This window comes from Sphaerospermopsis aphanizomenoides BCCUSP55, assembly GCF_001586785.1.
GTDB lineage: Bacteria > Cyanobacteriota > Cyanobacteriia > Cyanobacteriales > Nostocaceae > Sphaerospermopsis_A > Sphaerospermopsis_A aphanizomenoides_A.
This window is the reverse complement of the sequence record NZ_LUFH02000027.1, coordinates 12,275-32,678: the sequence shown is the minus strand read 5'-3', so window position 1 is coordinate 32,678 and position 20,404 is coordinate 12,275. Positions and strand designations below refer to the sequence as shown.

Genomic DNA, 20,404 nt, shown 5'->3' with positions numbered 1-20,404 from the left:
TTTTTAAAGTGCTATAGAAAACTGATTAAAGGCTTTGATATTATTGTTGATCGCTTTCTTAATTGAACCGCCTGAAGCCATCACACTCATGTTGCGATTTATAGGCCATAAGTAATCTAGCTGTTCTGCAAACTTACGTAATTCTGATAACAGTTTATTACGTACCTTCAGATTGACATGAAATCCTTCATGCTCATGACATAGGCATTTTTCAATCCACTGCATTGCTTCCTGAGAAGACATATCAAATACAGGACTTTGCAAGAGTTTCATGAGAAAAATTATTGCATCACCATCACTCAAAAAGCGACTGGTTGATATTCCAGAGATATCATTCAAGTTTTCTTGCTGTGCCTGTAATATAGCTAAATTGGCAATTAATTTTTCATAGGTCGATGGCTTAGGTAAATTCTTATAAAAGTCTCTAGCCATAAATAGCGAAGTTGTTGTATGAAAAGATTCATCTAAAAAATGATTATGAGATATAGCTGTTGGACTCGCTATGAATTCATTGTTTTTCTGCAATTTTTTGTGATAATTATGTATACCATATTCATGATTTTTCAAAAGTAGATTGGCCATGTAGCGCACAGCATAAAAATTTGACGCTAAGAATGGATAACTGCCCCAGTTATCAGAAAAAAATTGTCTTCTTGATTGAGTTGATTGTCCCGAAAACCCATGCACAAAGCCACTGGTAGGAAATGACACAGGCTTATTGGCATCTTTTCCATTTTTGCTATTTTCTGAATTAGATTGCTCTTTGCCTTTGAGCATCATTGTAGCTATCAAGTTGCCAGCAGAGGATAAATAATTGGAAAACTGAAACCTTTTCTGCTTATGCAAAGAAGCTTGATCTGAGACAGGATTAATGAGAGCGTTTTTACCTAGCAAAGATTTCGTAGTTTTATAATTTACTTGGTAGAAAGCATGAATATGGTGGCGTTCTTGGGAAGTTTCATGACCTAACAGTTCCACAAGCATTTTATAATCACTATTCGCAGCCATCAGGCAATCTGCTGTGATTGTATTGTAATGAATTGTCTCGATTTCACTATCAGCAACTCTTTTGTAAAACGCAACCCAATGCAGGTGATTGAGTGCTAATTTTTGAGATTGTGAAGCTTGTTCATAGAGTGGTGTGCCATAAAGAATTGAATGTTCTGGCTCACTCCAGTAAGCATTGCTGTTACTGCTATAGTTAAAGTTTCTATCTAATTCTTCTATTTTTTCAGTGTAGTCTGAGTCAAGGTTATTCCCATAGTTTTTTTCCAAGAGAGGGATAACTTTATTAACTTGAGATGTGGCTGAAGTTTGACTGCTAGTAATCATGATTTATTGCTGCTTTATGTTGTAATTGATTTTGGTTATTAGATATTTGTCAAATATCTTTTTAACGTCAAATTTCTCAAACCTAACCCTAATTCTTTTGTAGGGAAGGGGGAAATAATGTCACAATCAAAGCCTTTTTTATTGTCAGAGAGAATTTATTGAGTTTGTTCCTTCTCAAACATCTTCTTACATTTTTTTAGCTTTCCTCAGCCAAATATTCTGCTAACTTGGCGATTGTTGGGTAATCATACATGATTGTTGGTTCTATCTCTTTCCCCAACCAATTTCCTAAATCTCCCGTTAAAATCACTGCGGCTGATGAATCTAAACCATAACGCGCAAAAGTAGTTTCTACATCTACTTCATCTGGTTCAATTTCTAGCAAATCTGACATATAGGCAACAATCCACTCTCTAATTTTTAGTGGTGTAAATTTCTCGCTCTCTTCACTTGCTTTGTTGTCTTCAAAAAGTTGCGTCATTGTAAAAACCTCAATCTGTAGAATATATTACTGCTTTCAGGTTTGTATTTTCTGATTTTTAAGCTTTTTACTGTAAGTCATCATAGGCTGATTTTGATGATCTAACTACATTAGTTTCTTCACCCTTATTTTATATTGCTTTAGGCATTCTTACAAAGATATTCGTCAAGTTTATCTTCTTCTCCTTCCATAGTCTGCTCAACATTACCAATCATTTTTGCATACTGATTAATCAGATTTTCTATCTGATTAGTATCCAGTACAATCTCTTCCCATAGATTGTCATTCGTTGCATTAGCTATTCTTGCTTGAAAATTTTGTTGCCCCCACTGTTCTATAAGTTTTAATTCATTTGATGGCTGACTTTGATAAGACTTTTGTATGCAAGCAACCACAAATCCCCATGCAGCCACATCACCTAACTTTTGAGATAGTATTTTACTCAGTTTCTTATTACTACTCCGAGTTAGGTTTTGATTTTTTAGATAAGAGGCACAATATTCAGATGTGTGTTGTATTTTATCGCTGATTGCTGTTGCTCCTAGAAACTCCTTCAGAGATGAACAAAGTTGAGAGGGGTGGTATAAAGCTAACAAGCCCAAGTGCATTTGTAAAGTTTCAGTAGGCCCTTCAAAGATACGAAACAAACGAGCATCTCTGAAAATTTGGGGTGCAATATTAGATTCGATATAACCCCGTCCACCTAGTAGTTGAACAAGATTATCTGCTGCTTGCCACATTAATTCGGGTGCAATAATCTTTGTTACAAGATAAGCTTCTGGAGGAACAGATTTTCCTTCATCTAGCGGTGTAGTGATATTGTTCACCAAGCACTCAACCGCGCCAATTGATGCTGTTAAATCACTAAGACGTTGCAAAGTAATTTGTTGATGTATTAGTCGTTCCATACCAATTGAGCGACGAGTTGCGTAACGAAGCATGAGTTGAGCGCATCGCTTCATTCCCCCAATACACATAACAGCAATTCCCAATCGCCCTAGTTGCATTGCGTCCTGAGCTACCTCAAAACCAGAACCAATTTCACCTAAGACATTTTCACGATTGACTGTTACCTGCTCAAAATGAATGGTATTCTGTACCATACCTCGCATTCCCATAGTGGGAGCTTCAGCACCTTGCCTCAATCCTGGAGCATTTTCTGGTATGGTAAAGGCTGTGACTCCCAAGGATTTGCCTTGTTCATCTATAACGTGAGCAAAAGTATTGATCATGCTTGACCAAGAGGCAGAACCGCTCCAAATCTTGGTTCCGCTCAGTAACCACCCGCCATTGCCATCGGCATGAGCTTCAGCTTTAATTCCTCTGGGATTAGATCCCGCAGATGGTTCTGTAATGGCAAAGGCTGCTAAATCTCTGCCTTCAGCTAAATTCTTTAAACAGGTTTCTTTGATCTCAGGTGTCCCATATTTGAGGATTGGATAGATTCCTAGAGCATTGTTGACACCGACAAATGAGGCTAAATTGAGATCAATAGCTGCCAGTTGTTCTACAACTTGAAACATATCGCGGTAGGTTAAGCCAAGCCCTCCGGATGATTGAGGTACAAGCATTCCTAACAAGCCCTTTTTGCCAAAGTCTAGAACGATATGGGGAGTTATACACCGTCGCTCGTCGATGAGCCTGGAATTAATTCGTCTTTGGGCATAGTCTCGCAGCCAATAGATAATTTCTTCTGCACGTTGACGGCTGGAATTTTCCAATGATTGGCTTTGACTATTGCAGTGCATCAGCTTTCGCACCCTCCTTGATATTGATTTTCTTCAAATCAGGATTAACTTCCTGCACTTTTGTCAAGAGGGAGTTAACATCAGTTTCCAACTTTTGAAGTTTAATTTGATGCTCAAGGCTTCTACTATATTCTTCTACGACATTCAATGTGTTTTCTAAAAACCCACGCTGACAAGCATGGCGCTGAATCTTGCCACTAGATGTCTTAGGAATACTACTAGGTTTAATCAAAACTGTTGCATAAACTTGTAATCCGTGGTTATCTATCACTGCCTCGGTGATATTGCCCACTACCTCTTTAATATTCAATTTTCTCAAAGAGGTTCGTTCTACCTCTTGCACAATGACTAATCTTTGTTGTCCCTTATGGTCTACAGTGAAGGCTGCTCCCGCATTCAATCGCAATGCTGGATGACTGTTTTGAACTGTTAACTCAATATCCTGGGGATAATGATTTTGTCCTCGGATAATAATAACATCCTTGAGTCTGCCTGTGACAAACAACTCTTTGTCTTGCAAAAAGCCTAAGTCTCCTGTGCGGAGAAACGGTCCCTCACCTGTGTCTGATAGATAAGCTTGGAAGGTTTCTGCGGTTTGCTCTGGCCGTCTCCAATAGCCAGCAGCCACAGAAGGGCCTGATACCCAAATTTCCCCTATTTGATTAGCTGGACATAGGGTTAAAGATTCGGGATCGACAATGGCGATTTTTTCATCTAACCAAGCCCGACCACAACCAACAATTGTTCTAGTTCCTTCTTCAGATTCGGTAGCTACTACTCGATTTTCTTCCAGGGCTGCTGCTTCTACCTGGTACAGAAGGGGGGGAGATGTTTTCAAACCCCCAGAAACAAATAAAGTCGTTTCTGCCATGCCGTAGCAAGGATACAATGCTTCTTTACGGAAACCACAAGGGGCGAAATATTGAGCAAATTGTTCTAGGGTGTCCGATCTGACTGGTTCTGCTCCGTTGAAAGCAACTTCCCAACTACTCAAGTCAAGACTAGAAAGTTCTTCAGGAGTAATCTTGCGAACGCAAAGATCATAGGCAAAATTTGGACCGCCACTGGTAGTAGCTTTGTAACGAGAAATAGCTTGCAACCAACGCAAAGGCTTTTGTAGAAAAGCTACGGGTGACATGAGAATGGAAGGTAGACCCAAATATAGAGGCTGCAAGACGTTGCCAATCAATCCCATATCGTGGAATAAGGGCAACCAACCGACAACAATTGTTTTTTCTGTATGTCCGAAGCCGATGTTGATGTATCTTTCGTTGGATAGCAAATTCCCATGAGTGATCATCACTCCCTTGGGTGTTCCTGTAGAGCCAGAAGTGTATTGCAGAAAGGCCAGGGTATCTTGATTGAGTTTTGGTTGTTGCCAATCTGAACTGAGATTGCTGTTGATGTCATCAGTGGCTAACCAACGCATATTGGACAATTCTGGATTTTTAGCCCACTGATTCACCAAGTTTGCTAACAAGGATGAAGTAGTCAACACTACGGTTGCTTCGGCATCTGTGATGATGGACTGCAACCTCAAGAAGTTCATATTCTGACGGGGTGGATATGCCGGAACAGCTACAACACCTGCATATAGACAACCCAAGAAGGCACTAATGAACTCTAGACCTGGTGGGTACAACAACAACGCTCGCTCGCCTTCTGCTCCTAAAGACTGGAGATGGCAGGCGATCGCCTGGGCTTTTTGGTCTAGTTCTTGATAAGTTAGGCTGACTTCTTCCGTTTCTCCATCTCGCAAAAAAGTGTAGGCTTTTTGTTGTGGTTGATTTTGCGATCTGTAGCTTAGTAGTTCTACTAATGTTGAGAATTTTTCTAAGGGGTTATACACATTGTCCAAACTAAGATTCATAAGCCAGTATTTTACAGGTTAGTTAAGTACCGTGATATCAATCTGTTTTTTAGTATTCAACCTTGTTCCTCATAAACTTGGCTTTTTTCGCTTGTTTATGATTTTTATCTTGATTTACTAAATTAAGCTCACTTGATATTAAAGTTAAAAACCAGTTAAGAACGTTCTAGGTAGTGAAATCAATGATTAGATTCCTGATTACCTAAGTGTAACCAATGAAATTTTTAGTTCTGTGACGGAGGAACTAGTGAAGTTATTTATTATGTCAAATTGTTGATGAGATGATTGGATATATGAATTAATTTTTTAGATTCCTGATTACCTAGGTGTGAACAATGAAATTTTTAGTTATGCTACGGAGAAACTGAGTCAGTGAGGAACTAGTGAAGTTACCCATAGTTATTTCGTCAGATCGTAAAGTATACGTCTAACTTGAGTGATAGTATCATAGAACTCTTGAAAAAACCAAGTCATTTTTTTTATATTATTTTTATATAAGTTAAGTTTTTTATCATCATTTTTATACAAAGGGAATCGGCTGATATCATGTCACCTAGCAATGACCAAAAAGCAGCTTGACTCAGAGACGAAAGTCTTATGGACACCGAGTTCTAACATTAGTCATGCGATTAACGCCCTACCAAGGCAGATGGAAAAGCTGTTTACAGAGCAGAGTGGGACAGGTAGTTTAATGTAATAAAACTATTGAGGTAGGCGAGATGCAATATAGCCCAAACTTCACCAAACATCATTGTTTCTGGAAAGCCAATTGATACAGAAACGGTTATGTGTTAGTTTGCAGGTTGTGGTTAAACTAAAAACGCCAATACATCATAACTCCCTGGACACCTACTATAAGCACAGTTGCGGATGCCAGGGATGTAGCCGTAATACTCTCCCTCGACCTTCTCAATTTGAGGAAATCGAAATATGACACATTCAAATGACGTGATCAAGCTCACCAAAGAAGAAGGTTTTATGCAAAAATCTAATCCCGAAAAATGGATACTATACAGTACCTGTGATGAAGATTCGTATTCAGAATTACGAGCTTTAGAACTGACATCAAATGACAGAGTGCTGGCTGTCACTGGCAGCGGATGCCGAACTCTTAGCCTTCTGGCTTGTAATCCCAAATCCTTGATATCTGTAGATTACTCGGCTGGTCAAAATTATTTGCTCGAATTGAAACTAGTAGCCATTCGGGCTTTATCCTATGATGTATTATTGCAATTTTTTGGTGTAGAAGATTGTCAGAATCGTTGGGATATCTTTTGCTCATTGAGGGATCACATATCTCCTCCAGCATTTGCTTATTTTCAAGCTAATCGGTGGGCGATTGAACAAGGAATTTTGTTTGCAGGTCGTCATGAATTATTTTACGTGAGATTCGTTGCGCCATTAATGCGTCTACTTTATGGTAGACAAATGGCGCAAATTGCTCGTGCCTCCAACTTAGAAGAGCAGCGTGAAATCTACAATCAGCAGATCTCTGGCTTTTTATGGAATTTGCTGATTCGTGTTGGCTTTTCTCCCTTGTCAATCAGTCTCATTCTCAACGATCCAAAATATGTCGTGGAAATGAATGTGAATGTTGGAGATTATTTAATCGAACGATTGGAACACACTTTTACTCATCACTTAGTTCGGGATAATCACTGGACTAGTTTCATGTTTTATGGTAAATATCTTGGAAGACGTTGTCTTCCTCACTTTTTACTTGAGGAAAATTATCATGCTATACGTGAAGCCACAACAAAATTCGAGATTGTGACAGGAAATTTGATCGAATACATGAAGAAACTGCCAGAGCAGTCAATCGACAAGTATTCACTCTCAGATGTGACAAGCTGTATTGACAAACAGATGTTTAAAACTTTGATGAATGAAGTAATTAGAACCAGCGAAAACCAAGGCAAATTATGTTATCGCAACTTTTTGAATAAGCAATTAATTCCATCTGAGTTAGAAGATATTCTCCAGCGAGATCATGAATTAAGCGACGCGCTCTATCACGATGATTTAGCATTTGCTTATTCTTTTGAAGTAGCGCAAATTAACAAAACAGAAAAAAAAGTTGAAGAAATTAGAAAATTAGCTGGGATCAGTTAGTTAGTAGAGATAACTGAGGTAGTATTTAGAGAGTCACGATTATGTGCTTAAATCAAAATTTCAGAATTCACCCAATTCCTAATAGCTGGTATCGTGTTTGCTTTAGTAAAGACCTTCGTCCAGGCCAAGTTAAGCCACTGCGTTACTTTAACAAGGATCTCGTTCTCTTCCGCACAGAAAGTGGAGAAGCTTGTGTTTTTGATGCTCACTGTCGCCATTTAGGAGCGCATTTAGGTCACGGTGGAGAGGTAAAGGGTGAAGGTATCCAATGTCCCTACCACGGTTGGATTTGGCATAAAGAGGGACACTGCAATCATGTTCCTTACCCTCATACTGGTTGTGATCCAAGCGTGAAAATTGGCAAATGGCCAGTAGCTGAACTTAATGGCACAGTCTACACCTACTACCACGATGAAGGAAAACCTCCCACTTGGGAAATGCCGGAATTTCCTGAATTTTATTCTGGAGAGTGGGTATCTGCAATCCAAATGTATAAACGCAACGTTAAATGCTCTATCCAAGAAATCGCCGAGAATAATTCAGATACTGCACATTTCAGCCATTTACATGGGGCAAGGTTTGGTAAAGTCCTGAGCGAATCTCTGGAATTAGATGGGTTACAACGTACTCATATTGCCTCTTATGAAGTTAATGTACCTATTTTATCTAAGCTGCTTGGTATCAACGAATTTCATACTACATATCAGCAGTATGGATTAGGTTGCAATCGCAATCTTGTTTCTCTCAAAGCAAATGGGAAAACAGTACTAGAATGGCGACTGGTTTGTATGCATACACCAATTGATAAAGAAAATGCCGAGGCGCTATGCATAACAAAACTGAAGAAATTTATTAATGTTCCCTTTACTCGTTTCATAGTAGAACTACTGACCAAAAAAGCTTGTGAAGAAGTTGATAAAGATGCAATGGTGTGGGATCACAAAATTTTTCTAGAGAACCCCCCTCTGTACAAAGAAGAGCATAGCATCACCCAATTCCGAGAATGGGTAAAACACTTTTACTCCCATTCAGAACAAGAGGAAACAATTTCACTAACTACTGCTGCTTCGAGGAAAAACTAAAAAATGCATTTTTTACAAAGGGAACGTCTTACTCTGGCAAAATTTCTCCCAACCCTTGATGACAGGCTGCAAGCAAAATCTATGCTGGAGTTGGAAGCTAAGGGAAGTCCTGCCCTGCAAATTTTTCGTGAGCTTGGTGGTCCAGGATTGTTGATTCCACGAGAATATGGAGGGTCTGGTGTTACACCTTTAGAACTCACTCAGATTCAACGAGCGATCGCTACTCGTTCACCTTCTTTGGCGATCGCTGCAAATATGCATCATTGCACAGTAGCAGCTTTACTAGAAAGCATTGCCGATGAATCCGTTGCCGAGTTTATCAGAGCTATTGCTGAGAACAATCTCTATTTAGCTTCAGGCTTTGCTGAAGGAAAAACAGGTGTAAGTATCTTGTTACCAACTATGAAGTGCCAACGAGTAGCCGATGGTTTACTGGTTAGTGGTAGCAAAAAGCCTTGTAGTTTATCAGCATCAATGGACTTTCTGACAGCCAGTGCCATTGTTCCCGGTAAATCAGGAGAGGGCGATCAGTTAGCATTAGTAATCATTGCAGCCGATTCTCCAGGGATCGAGCGTAAACCTTTTTGGAATACTTGGGTTCTTAAGGGAGCAGAAAGTGAAGAAGTAATTTTAAACGACGTATTGGTTCCAGAGGAATTTGTTTACTATTTAGGTAAACCAGAGGATTTAGGAAACATCCTGGCCAAGGCTTTTATTTGGGTTGAGTTATTTTTATCAGCTTCCTACTTAGGTGCAGCCAGCGCCCTTGTTGAGCGGGTAATAGCAGAACGTAAAGGTACACCTAGCGAACGCACATCGGTAGCAATTGAAGTCGAAGGAGCAATGGCCGCACTGGAAACTGTTGCCAATTCGATTATGGTGGGTGGGAACAGTGACGCTGAAGTTGCACAATCTTTATTTGTCCGTTATTCAGTGCAACGTGCTATAGAACGAGTTACTGAAACATCAGTAGAGTTATTGGGCGGCATAGCGTTTATTCGTTCTGAAGAAATTGCCTATTTATTAGCCGCTGCCAGAGCTTTGGCATTCCATCCACCTTCACGGTTAAGCATGGCATCTTATTTAGATGACTATTTAGCAGGTGGACCTTTACTGATGCCTTAGTGTCAGAAGACGCGAATTCCATGTCCATTTTCACATAACGCAATACAGTGTACTTCAGAAAATAGTAGGTTAGGTTGAGCAATAGCGAACCCCAATAAAGCATTGGTTATTTTGGGTGTTATAGCCGTGGACATGGTGGTTAGGAGATCAATTGTTAGCGCAGCTTGGCGTAAGCCATTCATTCATGAAACTCTCACTACAAGAGAGTTTTACTCCTGACTCCTGACTCCTGCTATATTCCTCAACCCAACCTACCTCAGTTTTAGTTTTTAGTCTTAACTGTGATTAGATGCTTAACAACCACCCAGGAACTTCCAATGAATCAGGTAATTACAACTATTACAAATAGCCGTATAAGCAACAACAGCTTCTCTAATTTGGTTGATCTTTTACGTCATAGAGCTTTACATCAATCAAATAAAACTGCTTTTACGTTTCTAGAAAATGAGGAAGGAAACGAATTAACCTTAACTTATGAGCAACTAGATGCTAAGGCTAGGTCTATTGCTGTATATTTGCAAAATATATCAACTCCAGGAGATAGAGTTTTATTACTCTACCCACCAGGTCTTGATTATATAGCAGCCTTTTTTGGATGTCTTTACGCAGAATTAATTGCGGTTCCTCTTTATCCGCCCAAACATAACCAAAAAATGTCTCGAATTAACTCCATTATGGAGGATTGTCAAGCACAAATTGCTTTGACAAATAATCAATCTCTCATCAATATACAAACATTATTGAATAATGCTCCTGATTTAAAAAAACTACACTGGTTAGCAACTGACCAAATTAATGAAAATTTAGCTGAACAATGGGAGTCAAAATCAGTCAGCAGTGTTTCTATTGCTTATCTTCAATACACATCTGGTTCTACTTCCACACCTAAAGGTGTAATGATTAGTCATGAGAATGCTTTAGAAAACTCAGCAGAAATAGCCATTTCATGGAGAACAGGGCCTGATAGCGTTCTCGTATCATGGTTACCTCACTTTCATGATTTTGGACAAATATATGGGGTGATTCAACCAATTTACAATGGGTTTCCATGTATATTTATGTCACCTGCCTCATTTATTCAAAAACCCATTCGATGGCTAAAAGCAATTTCCGACTATAAAGCTACTCACAGTGGCGCACCAAATTTTGCTTATGATTTATGTGCTGAAAAAATTAAACCAGAACAACGCGAAAATTTAGACTTGAGTAGCTGGGAGGTGACTGTAAATGGTGCAGAACCAGTAAGAAAGCAAACATTGGAAAAATTCAATCAAGCTTTTGCACCTTGTGGTTTCCGTTGGAGTACTTTCTACCCAGGTTATGGACTAGCAGAGGCAACCCTAAAAGTGTCATCTGCGAGACAAAAGAACTCGCTAACAAGTTTAACTGTTCAAGCAGATTCACTGGCAAAAAATTTAATTGTTGAAGCATCAGGAGAAGATCAGTTTGCAAGGACATTAGTTGGATGTGGTAGTACTGCATTAAACGCAAAAGTTGTAATTGTCGATCCTGAATCTCTAACTCAATCTCCATCTGGTAAAGTTGGTGAAATTTGGGTATCAGGTCCTAGTATTGCTCAGGGTTATTGGGGACGAATTGAAGAAACTCAGCGCACATTTAGGGCTTATCTAACTGATAATGGAGAAGGACCATTTTTGCGAACAGGTGATTTGGGTTTTCTCAAAGATGGCGAGTTATTTATCACAGGTCGAATTAAAGATTTAATTGTCATCCGAGGTAGCAATCACTATCCTCAGGATATCGAGCTAACAGCAGAACAAAGTCATCCCAGCCTACGTTCGGGATATAGCGCAGTCTTCAGCATTGATGAGAATCAGCAAGAAAGACTTGTTATTGTTTGTGAAATCGAGCGTACTCACCTGCGTAAGTTGGATGCTGATGAAGTGATTCGAGCTATATGCAAAGCGGTATCCAAAGAACATGAATTAGATGTATACGCTGTATTACTGCTAAAAACAGGTAGCATTCCTAAAACTTCTAGTGGCAAAATTCAACGACAGGCTTGTCGCACCCAATTTTTAAATAACCAATTAGATGTAGTGCGAGAGTGGAAAGATAAGTCAAAAGAAGAAGTAATCAATGAAGGTACATCTCCCATGCAAAATAACTTATCTAATATCATCAAATTAGGCATTCAAGATTGGCTGATATCGTGGATTGCCAAAGAGAAAAAGTTAGATATAAAAGAAATTGATCCCAATCAATCTCTTAATTACTACAGTCTTAGTTCTTTGGATAGTATGAATTTACATGGAGATTTGGAAACTTGGCTTGGCTATTCAATTGTTCCTGATTGGTTGTGGGATTCTCCATCAATTGATGCATTAGCCAAGCAGATTTCTCAATATCAAAATACTTTTTCTGTTGCTAAAGTTGCATCATAGCTGGCTTCTAGAAATCCTTTCATTCAAAGCCATTTTTTACGCTCCTCTTAGAGGTTGTTTGAAAAGTTTTTGTAATATAGTCACTTATTGATCCCCCCTTCCCCCCCCTTTTTTTAAGGGGGTAATGAGAATCAAAGTCCTCCTTAGAAAGGGGGATTTAGGGGATTAAAAAGTATTTAATACATTATGAGGGACTTTTAAAACATCCTCTTATGTAAGGAAGTTATAAAACAAAACTATAACTTCCGAAAAACAACGGAAGACGATTATTCTCTTAGTTACTATAAAATCACATGAAAATTGAAGCGATCAAAGCTGCTTTGCCGACAAAGAAACTGACAAATGATGATATTTTGGCATTGATTGAGGAATATAGCACACCAATCTTTCACGGAGATTTAAAAACAGCCTTAAGTAAAATCAACTATTTCCTTCGCTATTCAGGTTCAGATGTTCGTTACTGGTTAAACACAGACGAAAAGCCAATCGATTTAGTTGCTCATGCTTTTCAAGAGGCACTTGCAGAAGCAAACTGCGACAAAGATGACATAGATTTACTGATTTATACAGGTATCGGTCGAGGATTTATAGAACCAGCTGCGGCTTACCACGTTGCAGCTAGTCTCGGTTTGCAAAACGCAGAGTGTTTTGATATTCTGGATGCTTGCATGAGTTGGAGTCGTGTAATGAACATACTCTATACTCTGCTTGCATCGGGTAGATACAAACGAGCTTTAGTAGTTAACGCCGAGTGTAATATGCGTTTTGGAGGGGCTGTTTTCCCTACTGTCTTCCAACTGCCCAGCATGGAAGCTATTGAATGGTCTTTTCCAGCTTATACTTTGGGAGAAGCAGCAACAGCAACAATTGTTTCCTACGATCCAGATCGAGAATGGGAATTTCACATTAAATCTCGTCCAGACTTGGCTGATCTATGCAATGTCCCCTTAGATGGATACGAAGGTTACTGCACACCTTCTGAGCGTATTGGTTTAAACGGCATTAACAAATTTACCTCTTTTGGAGTTGAGTTGCACGCTAACGCATATGAAGAGTCTATTAAGATATTTAAACTCTTAAAAGCTCCGACTGAGGAAATTCGTGCAATTTTCCCCCATGCATCGTCAAAAAGAGAGTGGGATAAAGTTGCTGAAGCATTAGGTCTCAAGCATCTAATGTGGCATATTTACCCAAATTATGGAAATCTAGTCTCTGCTTCTATACCTACAGGTATTGCTTCAGCCATTGAGGCAGGAAAGATTCAGCGCGGAGATCGGATTGCCGGTTTGCTTGGTAGCGCAGGTATGTCTTTTGCTGCCTATTCGTTCATCTATTAATCAACATCTGATAAAGGAGGTATCCCATCTCTTTACCTCCTCATATTTTCTTTAAAATAGCAAATGATTAATTAATAAGAGGTTTAGCAATTAATGTTGTTTCAAATTTTAAAGCTTATTAGCGTAACTTTCATCTACCTCTGTGGATATTTTATTACTACCGTAGGTAGTAATAAAGAGGAACGAATCTTAAAACAAGGACAATGGATTTACCGCTATTTCCTCCAGATGGGTCCGGTATATATCAAAATCGGACAAATTTTAGCGACACGTTCTGATTTGATTCCAGAAAATTGGGTACAAACATTACGAGAACTGCAAGATAATGTACCTTATATGAATGAAGCCGATACCAGGAAAATTCTCAGCAAAGATTTGCCTCTGGCATTTGAAAACGTTTTTAGTGAATTTTCCTTTCAGCCAATGGCTACCGGTTCTATCGCTCAAGTCCATAGCGCCACCTTATTAACTGGACAAAAAGTTGCTGTCAAAATTGTTAAGAAAAATGTTTGTAATCAACTAAAACAAAATCTGGATATTATCCAGTTCTTTGTTGCCATCCTGGATTTTGTGATTCCATCTGTACGAGAGCTAGGTTTACCAAAGCGTCTGCAAGAATTAAGAGCTTTGCTGATTATTCAAGCAGATATGAAGCAGGAGGCGCAAAAGCAGGAAGCAGTATATACAAACTTTAAGAATCATCCTTATGTCAAAGTTCCTGCGGTTATTAAAGACCTTTCTACTTCTAACTTATTGTTCATGGAGTTCATGGAGGGAATCCCAGGAAAAGATGTTCATAAAGTTGAATTAAAACGAAATCTTCTCGCTCAAAGATTTCAGGATACTATTTATACTATGCTGTATATGCATGGCTTATGTCATGGTGATCCCCATCCTGGAAATATCTTTTTTACAAAAGATGGCTCGATTATCCTCCTAGACTATGGCATTACTGTGCAACTGAGTGAAGATGAAAAATGGGGATTATCATCTTTTTACTATGCTTGCACTCGCAAAGAATGGGCTATAGCTGTAGAGCGTTTTACTCAACACTTTGTCACAGATAAAGACTACGTTTTTCAAAACTGGCATAATTACGAGCAGGAAATAAAAAGCATCTTACAATATCATTTTGATATAAATACAACACAATGGTCAACAGTTAGTTATTTCCAAGATGTGAGCAAGGTGTTGCGGAAATATCGCGCACGTTACACAACTAATTTTACAAAAGTTGAGTTGGTATTTTTGTCTTGCGAAGGCTTTGCAACTCAAATCGATCCCAATATTGATATCTGGCAAAATGCAAGTAAGTTTACAGACCGTTACTCTCCCTATATGAGTTCAGAAGTCAAAGAAACGTTTGATGTTTATTTTCAACAAACTGCTCCTTCTTCTTTAGCAATGCGCGATCGCGCCAATCATTCCTTAGTTGCACCTACTCACATTAACCGATATTTTTTCCCCAGCACTTATCCAGTATTTGTCAAAAAGGCTAATAAAAGCAAAATCGAAGACTTTGATGGTAATGTTTTCGTAGACATATCATGCGGTTATGGACCTCATCTCTTAGGCTACGCCCATCCTGCCGTTAACCAAGCAATTTCTGAAGCCCTTGCCAATGGATTTGTCAACGCAATTGGCAGTGAAGCGGAATTAAAACTAGCCGAAATGCTGGTTGAGGCTTTACCAGGTGCTGAGAAAGCAATCCTGTCTAACTCAGGAACAGAATCAATTTTACAAGCATTCCGTCTGTGTCGTGCTTACCGAAAGAAAGATCGAGTAGCGAAGTTTGAAGGACACTATCACGGATTTTCTGATCAAGGAATGGTCAGTTCTTGGTTTCGCTTTACAGGTGAAAAGTTTGATCCTCAGCCCATTGCCGGAACTCAAGGATCTGAGAGTTCTACAGTCAAAAATACGCTGATTTTGCAATACGGTTACATTGAAGGTTTAGAAAGATTGCGAAAAGAAGCATCTGAATTAGCCTGTGTAATTTGCGAACCAATGCCTTCATTATTGGCTAATTACGACATTGAATTTCTCACAAAACTCAGAGAAATATGTACAGAGTTAGATATTCCTCTAATTTTTGATGAAGTTGTTTCGGGATTTCGAGTAGCCTATGGTGGTGTACAAAACCTAGCAGGAATTTTCCCTGATTTGACTTGCTTAGGTAAAGTAATTGGCGGAGGACTTCCTTGCGGTGCAGTTGTTGGGAAACAGAAACTGATTGACATTGGTAAAAGTTCCCAAGACCCCTTTTCTGACTATGAAAAGAAAGCCTTTGTAGGCGGAACAATGAGTGGAAACTCACTGACTTGTGTTGCAGGAACAGCGGCATTAACTTATCTCAAAGAACATCCAGAAATATATGTACAACTGGACAATAACACTAATTGGCTGGCAGAAAGACTACTAGAAATTGGTCACTCTCACGGTGTACCTATCAAAGTCAAAGCAAATCGTTCCATATTTTCTTTGACATTTAGTCACAGACCTGCTAAATACTTCCGAGAAAAGCAAGCTGGTAGTAATTTTAAAGTTAATCTTGCTTTAGCATACTATATGCGTAAACACGGCATTTATATGCCAGAATTGCACACCTTAATGTTGAGTGCAGCCCACACTCAAGAAGACCTAGAACTTATTTGTCAAGCCTTTGATTTAAGTTTGCAGGAAATGTTAGTGGATGGATTTTTTACACTTTAGTTTTAGTTAGCGCATCAGAACTCAATTCTCATGAAGAGATAAAAAGCTGACTCTTATTTATCTCTTCCTTATTACCCCTTGTTCAAACAATCTTTTAAAAAATACTGAGATTATTTTATGAACTTAGAAAAATCTTCCCAAAATTCTCCTCGTAAATGTACAGTTGCTGTCATTGGTGCTGGTGCAAGTGGTATTGCTACAGCAAAATGTCTGCTTGATGATGGTCACGAACCTACTGTTTTTGAAAGAAGTGATCAAGTTGGTGGTGTTTGGGTCTTTAACAATACTTCTGGACGAGCTTTTAGTACAGTTCATTTTCAACACTCAAAGTATGTTAGTGTTTTTTCCGATTATCCTATGTCGCTTGAGAGCAGTGAGTTTCCTCATCATACAGAAGTGCTTGAGTATCTCAATGACTACGTAGACCATTTTGATCTGAGAAAACATATCAAATTTAATACAGCAGTAGATAAAGTTTCCAGAAAGGATGATCATTGGGAAGTGACTGTTAGCTATCCTGGTGGACAATCTACCTTTAATTTCGATGCGGTCGCTATTTGTAGCGGTATTTATAATGAGGCAAGATGGCCAAATTTCCCTGGCGAAGAAAAATTTCAAGGAACTATAATTCATTCTAAAGATTATAAAGAACCTTCAATTTTTGCGGGTAAAAATGTTTTAGTTGTTGGTAATGGACCAAGCGGAGTTGATATTGCAGTCACCGCATCCTATAGCTCTAATAAAGCCATTTGGAGTTACCGTAAAAATCGTTGGTTACTTCCCAGATACTGCGAAAGAATACCCTTTGATTTTATCGTTACTCGCCTGAATAAACATATCCCTTTCCGTCACCAAATTTTATCTTTGGTTCACATTCAAAAGTTTTACCCGATTATGTTAGATCACCAGGCTTGTGGTGTGAAGCCAAATGTTGGTCCAGAGAAATCAGGCCCTGTTTTTAACGAAGATGCCTTAAACCGCATCCGGCTGGGAGCAATCAAAACTAAACCAAATATTGCACATTTTGAAGAAAATAAAGTTGTATTTGAAGATGGTAGCAGTGAATTAGTAGATATCGTTGTCTATGCCACAGGCTACCAAGTCAAAATTCCTTTTATGGATGAATATTTAGGTGAAGACCATCAAAAAAACTTAAATCTTTATAAGATGGTATTTCCCCCCGAATTACCCAACTGTGGCTTTATTGGATTTGTTTACGGAAACGTCATATTTCCCACTTCTGAACTGCAAGCACGTTGGTTTTCTAAAGTCATTTCTGGTGAAGTTAAGTTACCATCAAAAGCAGTCATGGAAGCGCAAATACAAGAACACAGAAAACATCAGGAAGAAGGCTGGCTTGACAGTGCATACCGTAGCTTGCGTGTTTCAGCTTTTGACTACATGGATGACATCGCCAAGGAAATTGATGTCCTGCCTAAAATTTGGGAAAACTGGACAATTTTGAAGGAAATTTTCGCAGGTCCAATGATGGCCACACAATTCAGGCTTAATGGACATCATAAATGGGAAGGCGCTACGTCTTGGATTAAAAAAGTACCCAAGTTAGCTCGTAAGCAGGTTATTGACACTAAACACTAATATTTTGTTGATTGGTGCATAAGTATCAAATATTCATCAAATATTCAGGAGTTGGATAATGAGTGTATTTAAAGCTATTTTGAGCTTACTCATCTATGGCTTTTTATCAATTGGTATACCACTTTTAGGTTGGGGTATTGATGGTTTGACAGAATTTTTGGCAAATCCAGCCAGAGTTATTTTCTTAGTTGGTTCAACTTTGATAACTATTGTCTATGCCTGGTTTATCCCTCAAAATCTTGTGAGTGACGCGGTTAAAGATAAACTCATAACTCGCCAAAATATCACTTTATGGTTGAGTATGGCTCTTTACGTGATCATTTTTAGCCTTTTGCCATACTGCGATCGCCACAACCTCTGGCAAATTAAAGCTGAAAATTATTTAAGATATGTTGGGTTAGTAATGTTTACTATTGGTCTGATTTTCTCCACTTGGGGTCCACTGCACCTTGGTAAACAATTTGTTTTCAATGTGACGGTTAAAGCTGGAAATAAATTAGTCACAGATGGACCATTTAGCTATGTACGCCACCCCCGTTATTTTGGTTTGTTTGTTTGGGTTTTGGGAGTTTCACTCATCTATCTTTCAGTTGTGGGGCTGGTAATGACTGGGGTATATATGTTGTTATTGGCATGGCGAATTTATGATGAAGAAAAGTTACTCCAGCAAGAGTTTGGTGAACAATGGACAAATTATTGTCAGCAAACAAAGCGGATAATTCCTCTTGTTTATTAGAGAACAAAATACAAAATTGAAAGAGTAGAATACAAAATTATGTTGACGAATCACTTAACATCAAAAAACGACACTTTTCTCAATCAAGCACATCTAATGCAATTAGATACAAGTAGAAACAGAGCTAATAGCATTATAGGATGGCTGCGTGATTATGCTAATGCTCGCATTAACTCCCGGTTAATAGACGAGCGCCGTTGTATACCACCTTATATAGTCCTCGATTTTGGCAATCAGGGAATACTGGGAATGCAAGTACCTGAACAATACGGAGGTTTAGGATTAAATACTTATGATGCAATGCGTGTTATCGAACAAATAGCTGGTATTGATATTACACTAGCTACGTTTGTGACAGTCAATAACTTTCTGGGAATTCACCCAATTTTACAATCGGCAACCGAAACATTTCGTGAAGAACTCCTACCTATCCTCGCTCAGGGGCGGGAACTTGCTGCCTTCGCTTTGACAGAACCGGGTGCTGGGTCAAACCCACGCAATTTAGCAAGTGTGGGCATACCAGATGCAGAAGGTGGTTGGCGCTTGAGTGGGACAAAGATTTGGAGCGGTACTGCTTCATGGGCGGGTTTAATTAATACCTTTGTCAAACTAGTTGACAGTAATAACAAGCCAATAGGAATTACTGGTTTTGCCCTGCGTCATGGAACATCTGGCTTACGTCATGGACCAGAAGCCTTGACAATGGGAATACGCGGCATGGTTCAGAATACAATACATTTTGACGAAGTACCTGTATCTGAAGTAAATTTGCTAGGGGCAATTGGTTCTGGTATGACAGTTGCTCAGGACGCAATTTTATTGACCCGGTTGGCAATGGGATCTCAAAGTCTCGGCGGAATGAAGCGTTGCGCTCAACTGATGCTGCGTTATGCAACACGCCGTGATATCGCTACGGGAAGGCTGATTGATAATCCTTTAACTTTAGTATCCTTGGGTGATCTAACAGCCGCAATTACAGCATTAGAAACTTTAATAACTCGGATTGCAGAATTAGTCGATAGTGGATATCCTGTACCAGAAGAAGGATATATTGTCTGCAAAACATTTGGTTCAGAATTTCTATGGCAAGCTGCTGATAACCTAATTCAACTTTTGGGTGGTCGCGGTTATATCGAGACTAATATCGCTCCTCAAATACTACGAGATGCCAGGATATTCCGTATTTTTGGTGGACCGACTGAAACTCTGAGTATGTTTCTTGGTTCGTCTTTATTCCAACCTAGTCAAGAATTACAAATCTTTTTCTGCAATAGTCTTAACGCCCCTGCTGTTTGGGAAAGTTTAAAAACAGCAATAGAACAAATTAATGCACGCTGGTCAGAATCCATTGCTCCCTTTAGCGATCGCACTTCTGCTCGACGTTGGGCGGCACTAGTTGCTGGTGAAGTTGCAACTTACGCAATTTTGCTTGCTGCTTTGCAGGGAATACATAATCGCCAGCCTTTAAATCAATTACATCGCGGCGCGATCGATTGGGTTCAAACTCAGTTTGACATTGCACTCAAAAAAGCTCTGAGCGGAGAAGAACTAAAATCTGCAACGCAAACTGTTGATGAAACTACAGCACTAATATCCAGCTATAGTGAAACAATTGGTGACTTACAACAAACTCTCCCCGGCGAAGATAACTCCCTCGACGAGCTACTATGCCACTAGACATCTTTGATCATTGATCTCAAATCAATACTGTTCGGTTAAGAGTTTTTGTAGGTTGGGTTAAGCGATAGCGCAACCCGACAAAAGCCTATCAATGTTGGGTTTCCTAACGTCAACCCAACCTACACAATGATATTTTTTGGGCTTAACCGAAAAGTATTGGATCTGAAATCATCTATAAGCTGTTC

The 20,404-nt window shown here is 39.1% G+C and carries 15 protein-coding genes; 10 read left to right on the top strand and 5 right to left on the bottom strand.

Annotated features, from left to right (window positions below; genetic code table 11):
* Positions 1 to 3: 3 nt before the first annotated feature.
* The 4 genes from A0J48_RS09125 to A0J48_RS09110 form a co-directional block, all read right to left on the bottom strand.
* Positions 4 to 1,275, bottom strand: a complete 1,272-nt coding sequence (locus A0J48_RS09125; RefSeq protein ID WP_200322374.1) for a hypothetical protein — start codon at positions 1,273 to 1,275, stop codon at positions 4 to 6.
* 253 nt (positions 1,276 to 1,528) lie between these two features.
* Complete coding sequence (locus tag A0J48_RS09120) at positions 1,529 to 1,813, bottom strand: acyl carrier protein (RefSeq protein ID WP_200322373.1); 285 nt, start codon at positions 1,811 to 1,813, stop codon at positions 1,529 to 1,531.
* A gap of 140 nt (positions 1,814 to 1,953) precedes the next feature.
* The gene (locus tag A0J48_RS09115; RefSeq protein WP_200322371.1) at positions 1,954 to 3,561 is read right to left on the bottom strand and encodes an acyl-CoA dehydrogenase family protein; all 1,608 of its coding nucleotides are present in this window, start codon (positions 3,559 to 3,561) and stop codon (positions 1,954 to 1,956) included.
* The gene (locus A0J48_RS09110; protein ID WP_200322369.1) at positions 3,548 to 5,431 is read right to left on the bottom strand and encodes a fatty acyl-AMP ligase; all 1,884 of its coding nucleotides are present in this window, start codon (positions 5,429 to 5,431) and stop codon (positions 3,548 to 3,550) included. Before A0J48_RS09110 ends, A0J48_RS09115 begins: the two co-directional genes overlap by 14 nt.
* 559 nt (positions 5,432 to 5,990) lie before the next feature.
* Here A0J48_RS09110 and A0J48_RS09105 point away from each other — a divergent pair.
* From A0J48_RS09105 to A0J48_RS09090, 4 genes are all read left to right on the top strand, one after another.
* The gene (locus A0J48_RS09105) at positions 5,991 to 6,128 is read left to right on the top strand and encodes a hypothetical protein (RefSeq protein WP_200322367.1); all 138 of its coding nucleotides are present in this window, start codon (positions 5,991 to 5,993) and stop codon (positions 6,126 to 6,128) included.
* A gap of 233 nt (positions 6,129 to 6,361) precedes the next feature.
* Positions 6,362 to 7,543, top strand: a complete 1,182-nt coding sequence (locus A0J48_RS09100; RefSeq protein WP_234300816.1) for a DUF3419 family protein — start codon at positions 6,362 to 6,364, stop codon at positions 7,541 to 7,543.
* A 41-nt stretch (positions 7,544 to 7,584) separates the two neighbouring features.
* On the top strand, positions 7,585 to 8,625 hold the full coding sequence (locus A0J48_RS09095) for a Rieske 2Fe-2S domain-containing protein (protein WP_200322365.1): 1,041 nt from the start codon (positions 7,585 to 7,587) through the stop codon (positions 8,623 to 8,625).
* Positions 8,626 to 8,628: 3 nt separating this feature from the next.
* Positions 8,629 to 9,750 carry an acyl-CoA dehydrogenase family protein gene (locus tag A0J48_RS09090; protein ID WP_200322364.1) on the top strand — a complete coding sequence of 374 codons (1,122 nt, stop codon included), beginning with the start codon at positions 8,629 to 8,631 and terminating at the stop codon, positions 9,748 to 9,750.
* 2 nt (positions 9,751 to 9,752) lie between these two features.
* Here the strand turns inward: A0J48_RS09090 and A0J48_RS09085 are convergent, their stop codons facing one another.
* A complete protein-coding gene (locus A0J48_RS09085) occupies positions 9,753 to 9,932 on the bottom strand; it encodes a hypothetical protein (RefSeq protein ID WP_200322363.1) in 180 nt (59 codons plus the stop codon).
* Positions 9,933 to 10,067: 135 nt separating this feature from the next.
* Between A0J48_RS09085 and A0J48_RS09080 the strand changes: the two genes are divergently transcribed.
* The 6 genes from A0J48_RS09080 (at position 10,068) to A0J48_RS09055 (ending at position 20,216) form a co-directional block, all read left to right on the top strand.
* Positions 10,068 to 12,155: an AMP-binding protein gene (locus A0J48_RS09080; protein ID WP_200322362.1), complete on the top strand. Its 2,088-nt coding sequence runs from the start codon at positions 10,068 to 10,070 to the stop codon at positions 12,153 to 12,155.
* Positions 12,156 to 12,448: 293 nt separating this feature from the next.
* Positions 12,449 to 13,492, top strand: a complete 1,044-nt coding sequence (locus tag A0J48_RS09075) for a 3-oxoacyl-[acyl-carrier-protein] synthase III C-terminal domain-containing protein (RefSeq protein ID WP_200322360.1) — start codon at positions 12,449 to 12,451, stop codon at positions 13,490 to 13,492.
* 93 nt (positions 13,493 to 13,585) lie between these two features.
* Complete coding sequence (locus A0J48_RS09070) at positions 13,586 to 16,204, top strand: aminotransferase class III-fold pyridoxal phosphate-dependent enzyme (protein ID WP_200322359.1); 2,619 nt, start codon at positions 13,586 to 13,588, stop codon at positions 16,202 to 16,204.
* Between the two features lie 117 nt (positions 16,205 to 16,321).
* On the top strand, positions 16,322 to 17,803 hold the full coding sequence (locus A0J48_RS09065; protein ID WP_200322357.1) for an FAD-dependent oxidoreductase: 1,482 nt from the start codon (positions 16,322 to 16,324) through the stop codon (positions 17,801 to 17,803).
* Positions 17,804 to 17,861: 58 nt separating this feature from the next.
* Complete coding sequence (locus A0J48_RS09060) at positions 17,862 to 18,539, top strand: methyltransferase family protein (protein ID WP_200322355.1); 678 nt, start codon at positions 17,862 to 17,864, stop codon at positions 18,537 to 18,539.
* A gap of 39 nt (positions 18,540 to 18,578) precedes the next feature.
* On the top strand, positions 18,579 to 20,216 hold the full coding sequence (locus A0J48_RS09055; protein ID WP_200322352.1) for an acyl-CoA dehydrogenase family protein: 1,638 nt from the start codon (positions 18,579 to 18,581) through the stop codon (positions 20,214 to 20,216).
* Positions 20,217 to 20,404 lie beyond the last annotated feature (188 nt).

Bases quoted from the DNA above. Each gene is read 5' to 3' on its own strand.
- A0J48_RS09120 (WP_200322373.1), bottom strand. From the start codon at position 1,813: ATGACGCAACTTTTTGAAGACAACAAAGCAAGTGAAGAGAGCGAGAAA.
- A0J48_RS09115 (WP_200322371.1), bottom strand. From the start codon at position 3,561: ATGCACTGCAATAGTCAAAGCCAATCATTGGAAAATTCCAGCCGTCAA.
- A0J48_RS09110 (WP_200322369.1), bottom strand. From the start codon at position 5,431: ATGAATCTTAGTTTGGACAATGTGTATAACCCCTTAGAAAAATTCTCA.
- A0J48_RS09105 (WP_200322367.1), top strand. From the start codon at position 5,991: ATGACCAAAAAGCAGCTTGACTCAGAGACGAAAGTCTTATGGACACCG.
- A0J48_RS09100 (WP_234300816.1), top strand. From the start codon at position 6,362: ATGACACATTCAAATGACGTGATCAAGCTCACCAAAGAAGAAGGTTTT.
- A0J48_RS09095 (WP_200322365.1), top strand. From the start codon at position 7,585: ATGTGCTTAAATCAAAATTTCAGAATTCACCCAATTCCTAATAGCTGG.
- A0J48_RS09090 (WP_200322364.1), top strand. From the start codon at position 8,629: ATGCATTTTTTACAAAGGGAACGTCTTACTCTGGCAAAATTTCTCCCA.
- A0J48_RS09085 (WP_200322363.1), bottom strand. From the start codon at position 9,932: ATGAATGGCTTACGCCAAGCTGCGCTAACAATTGATCTCCTAACCACC.
- A0J48_RS09080 (WP_200322362.1), top strand. From the start codon at position 10,068: ATGAATCAGGTAATTACAACTATTACAAATAGCCGTATAAGCAACAAC.
- A0J48_RS09075 (WP_200322360.1), top strand. From the start codon at position 12,449: ATGAAAATTGAAGCGATCAAAGCTGCTTTGCCGACAAAGAAACTGACA.
- A0J48_RS09070 (WP_200322359.1), top strand. From the start codon at position 13,586: ATGTTGTTTCAAATTTTAAAGCTTATTAGCGTAACTTTCATCTACCTC.
- A0J48_RS09065 (WP_200322357.1), top strand. From the start codon at position 16,322: ATGAACTTAGAAAAATCTTCCCAAAATTCTCCTCGTAAATGTACAGTT.
- A0J48_RS09060 (WP_200322355.1), top strand. From the start codon at position 17,862: ATGAGTGTATTTAAAGCTATTTTGAGCTTACTCATCTATGGCTTTTTA.
- A0J48_RS09055 (WP_200322352.1), top strand. From the start codon at position 18,579: ATGTTGACGAATCACTTAACATCAAAAAACGACACTTTTCTCAATCAA.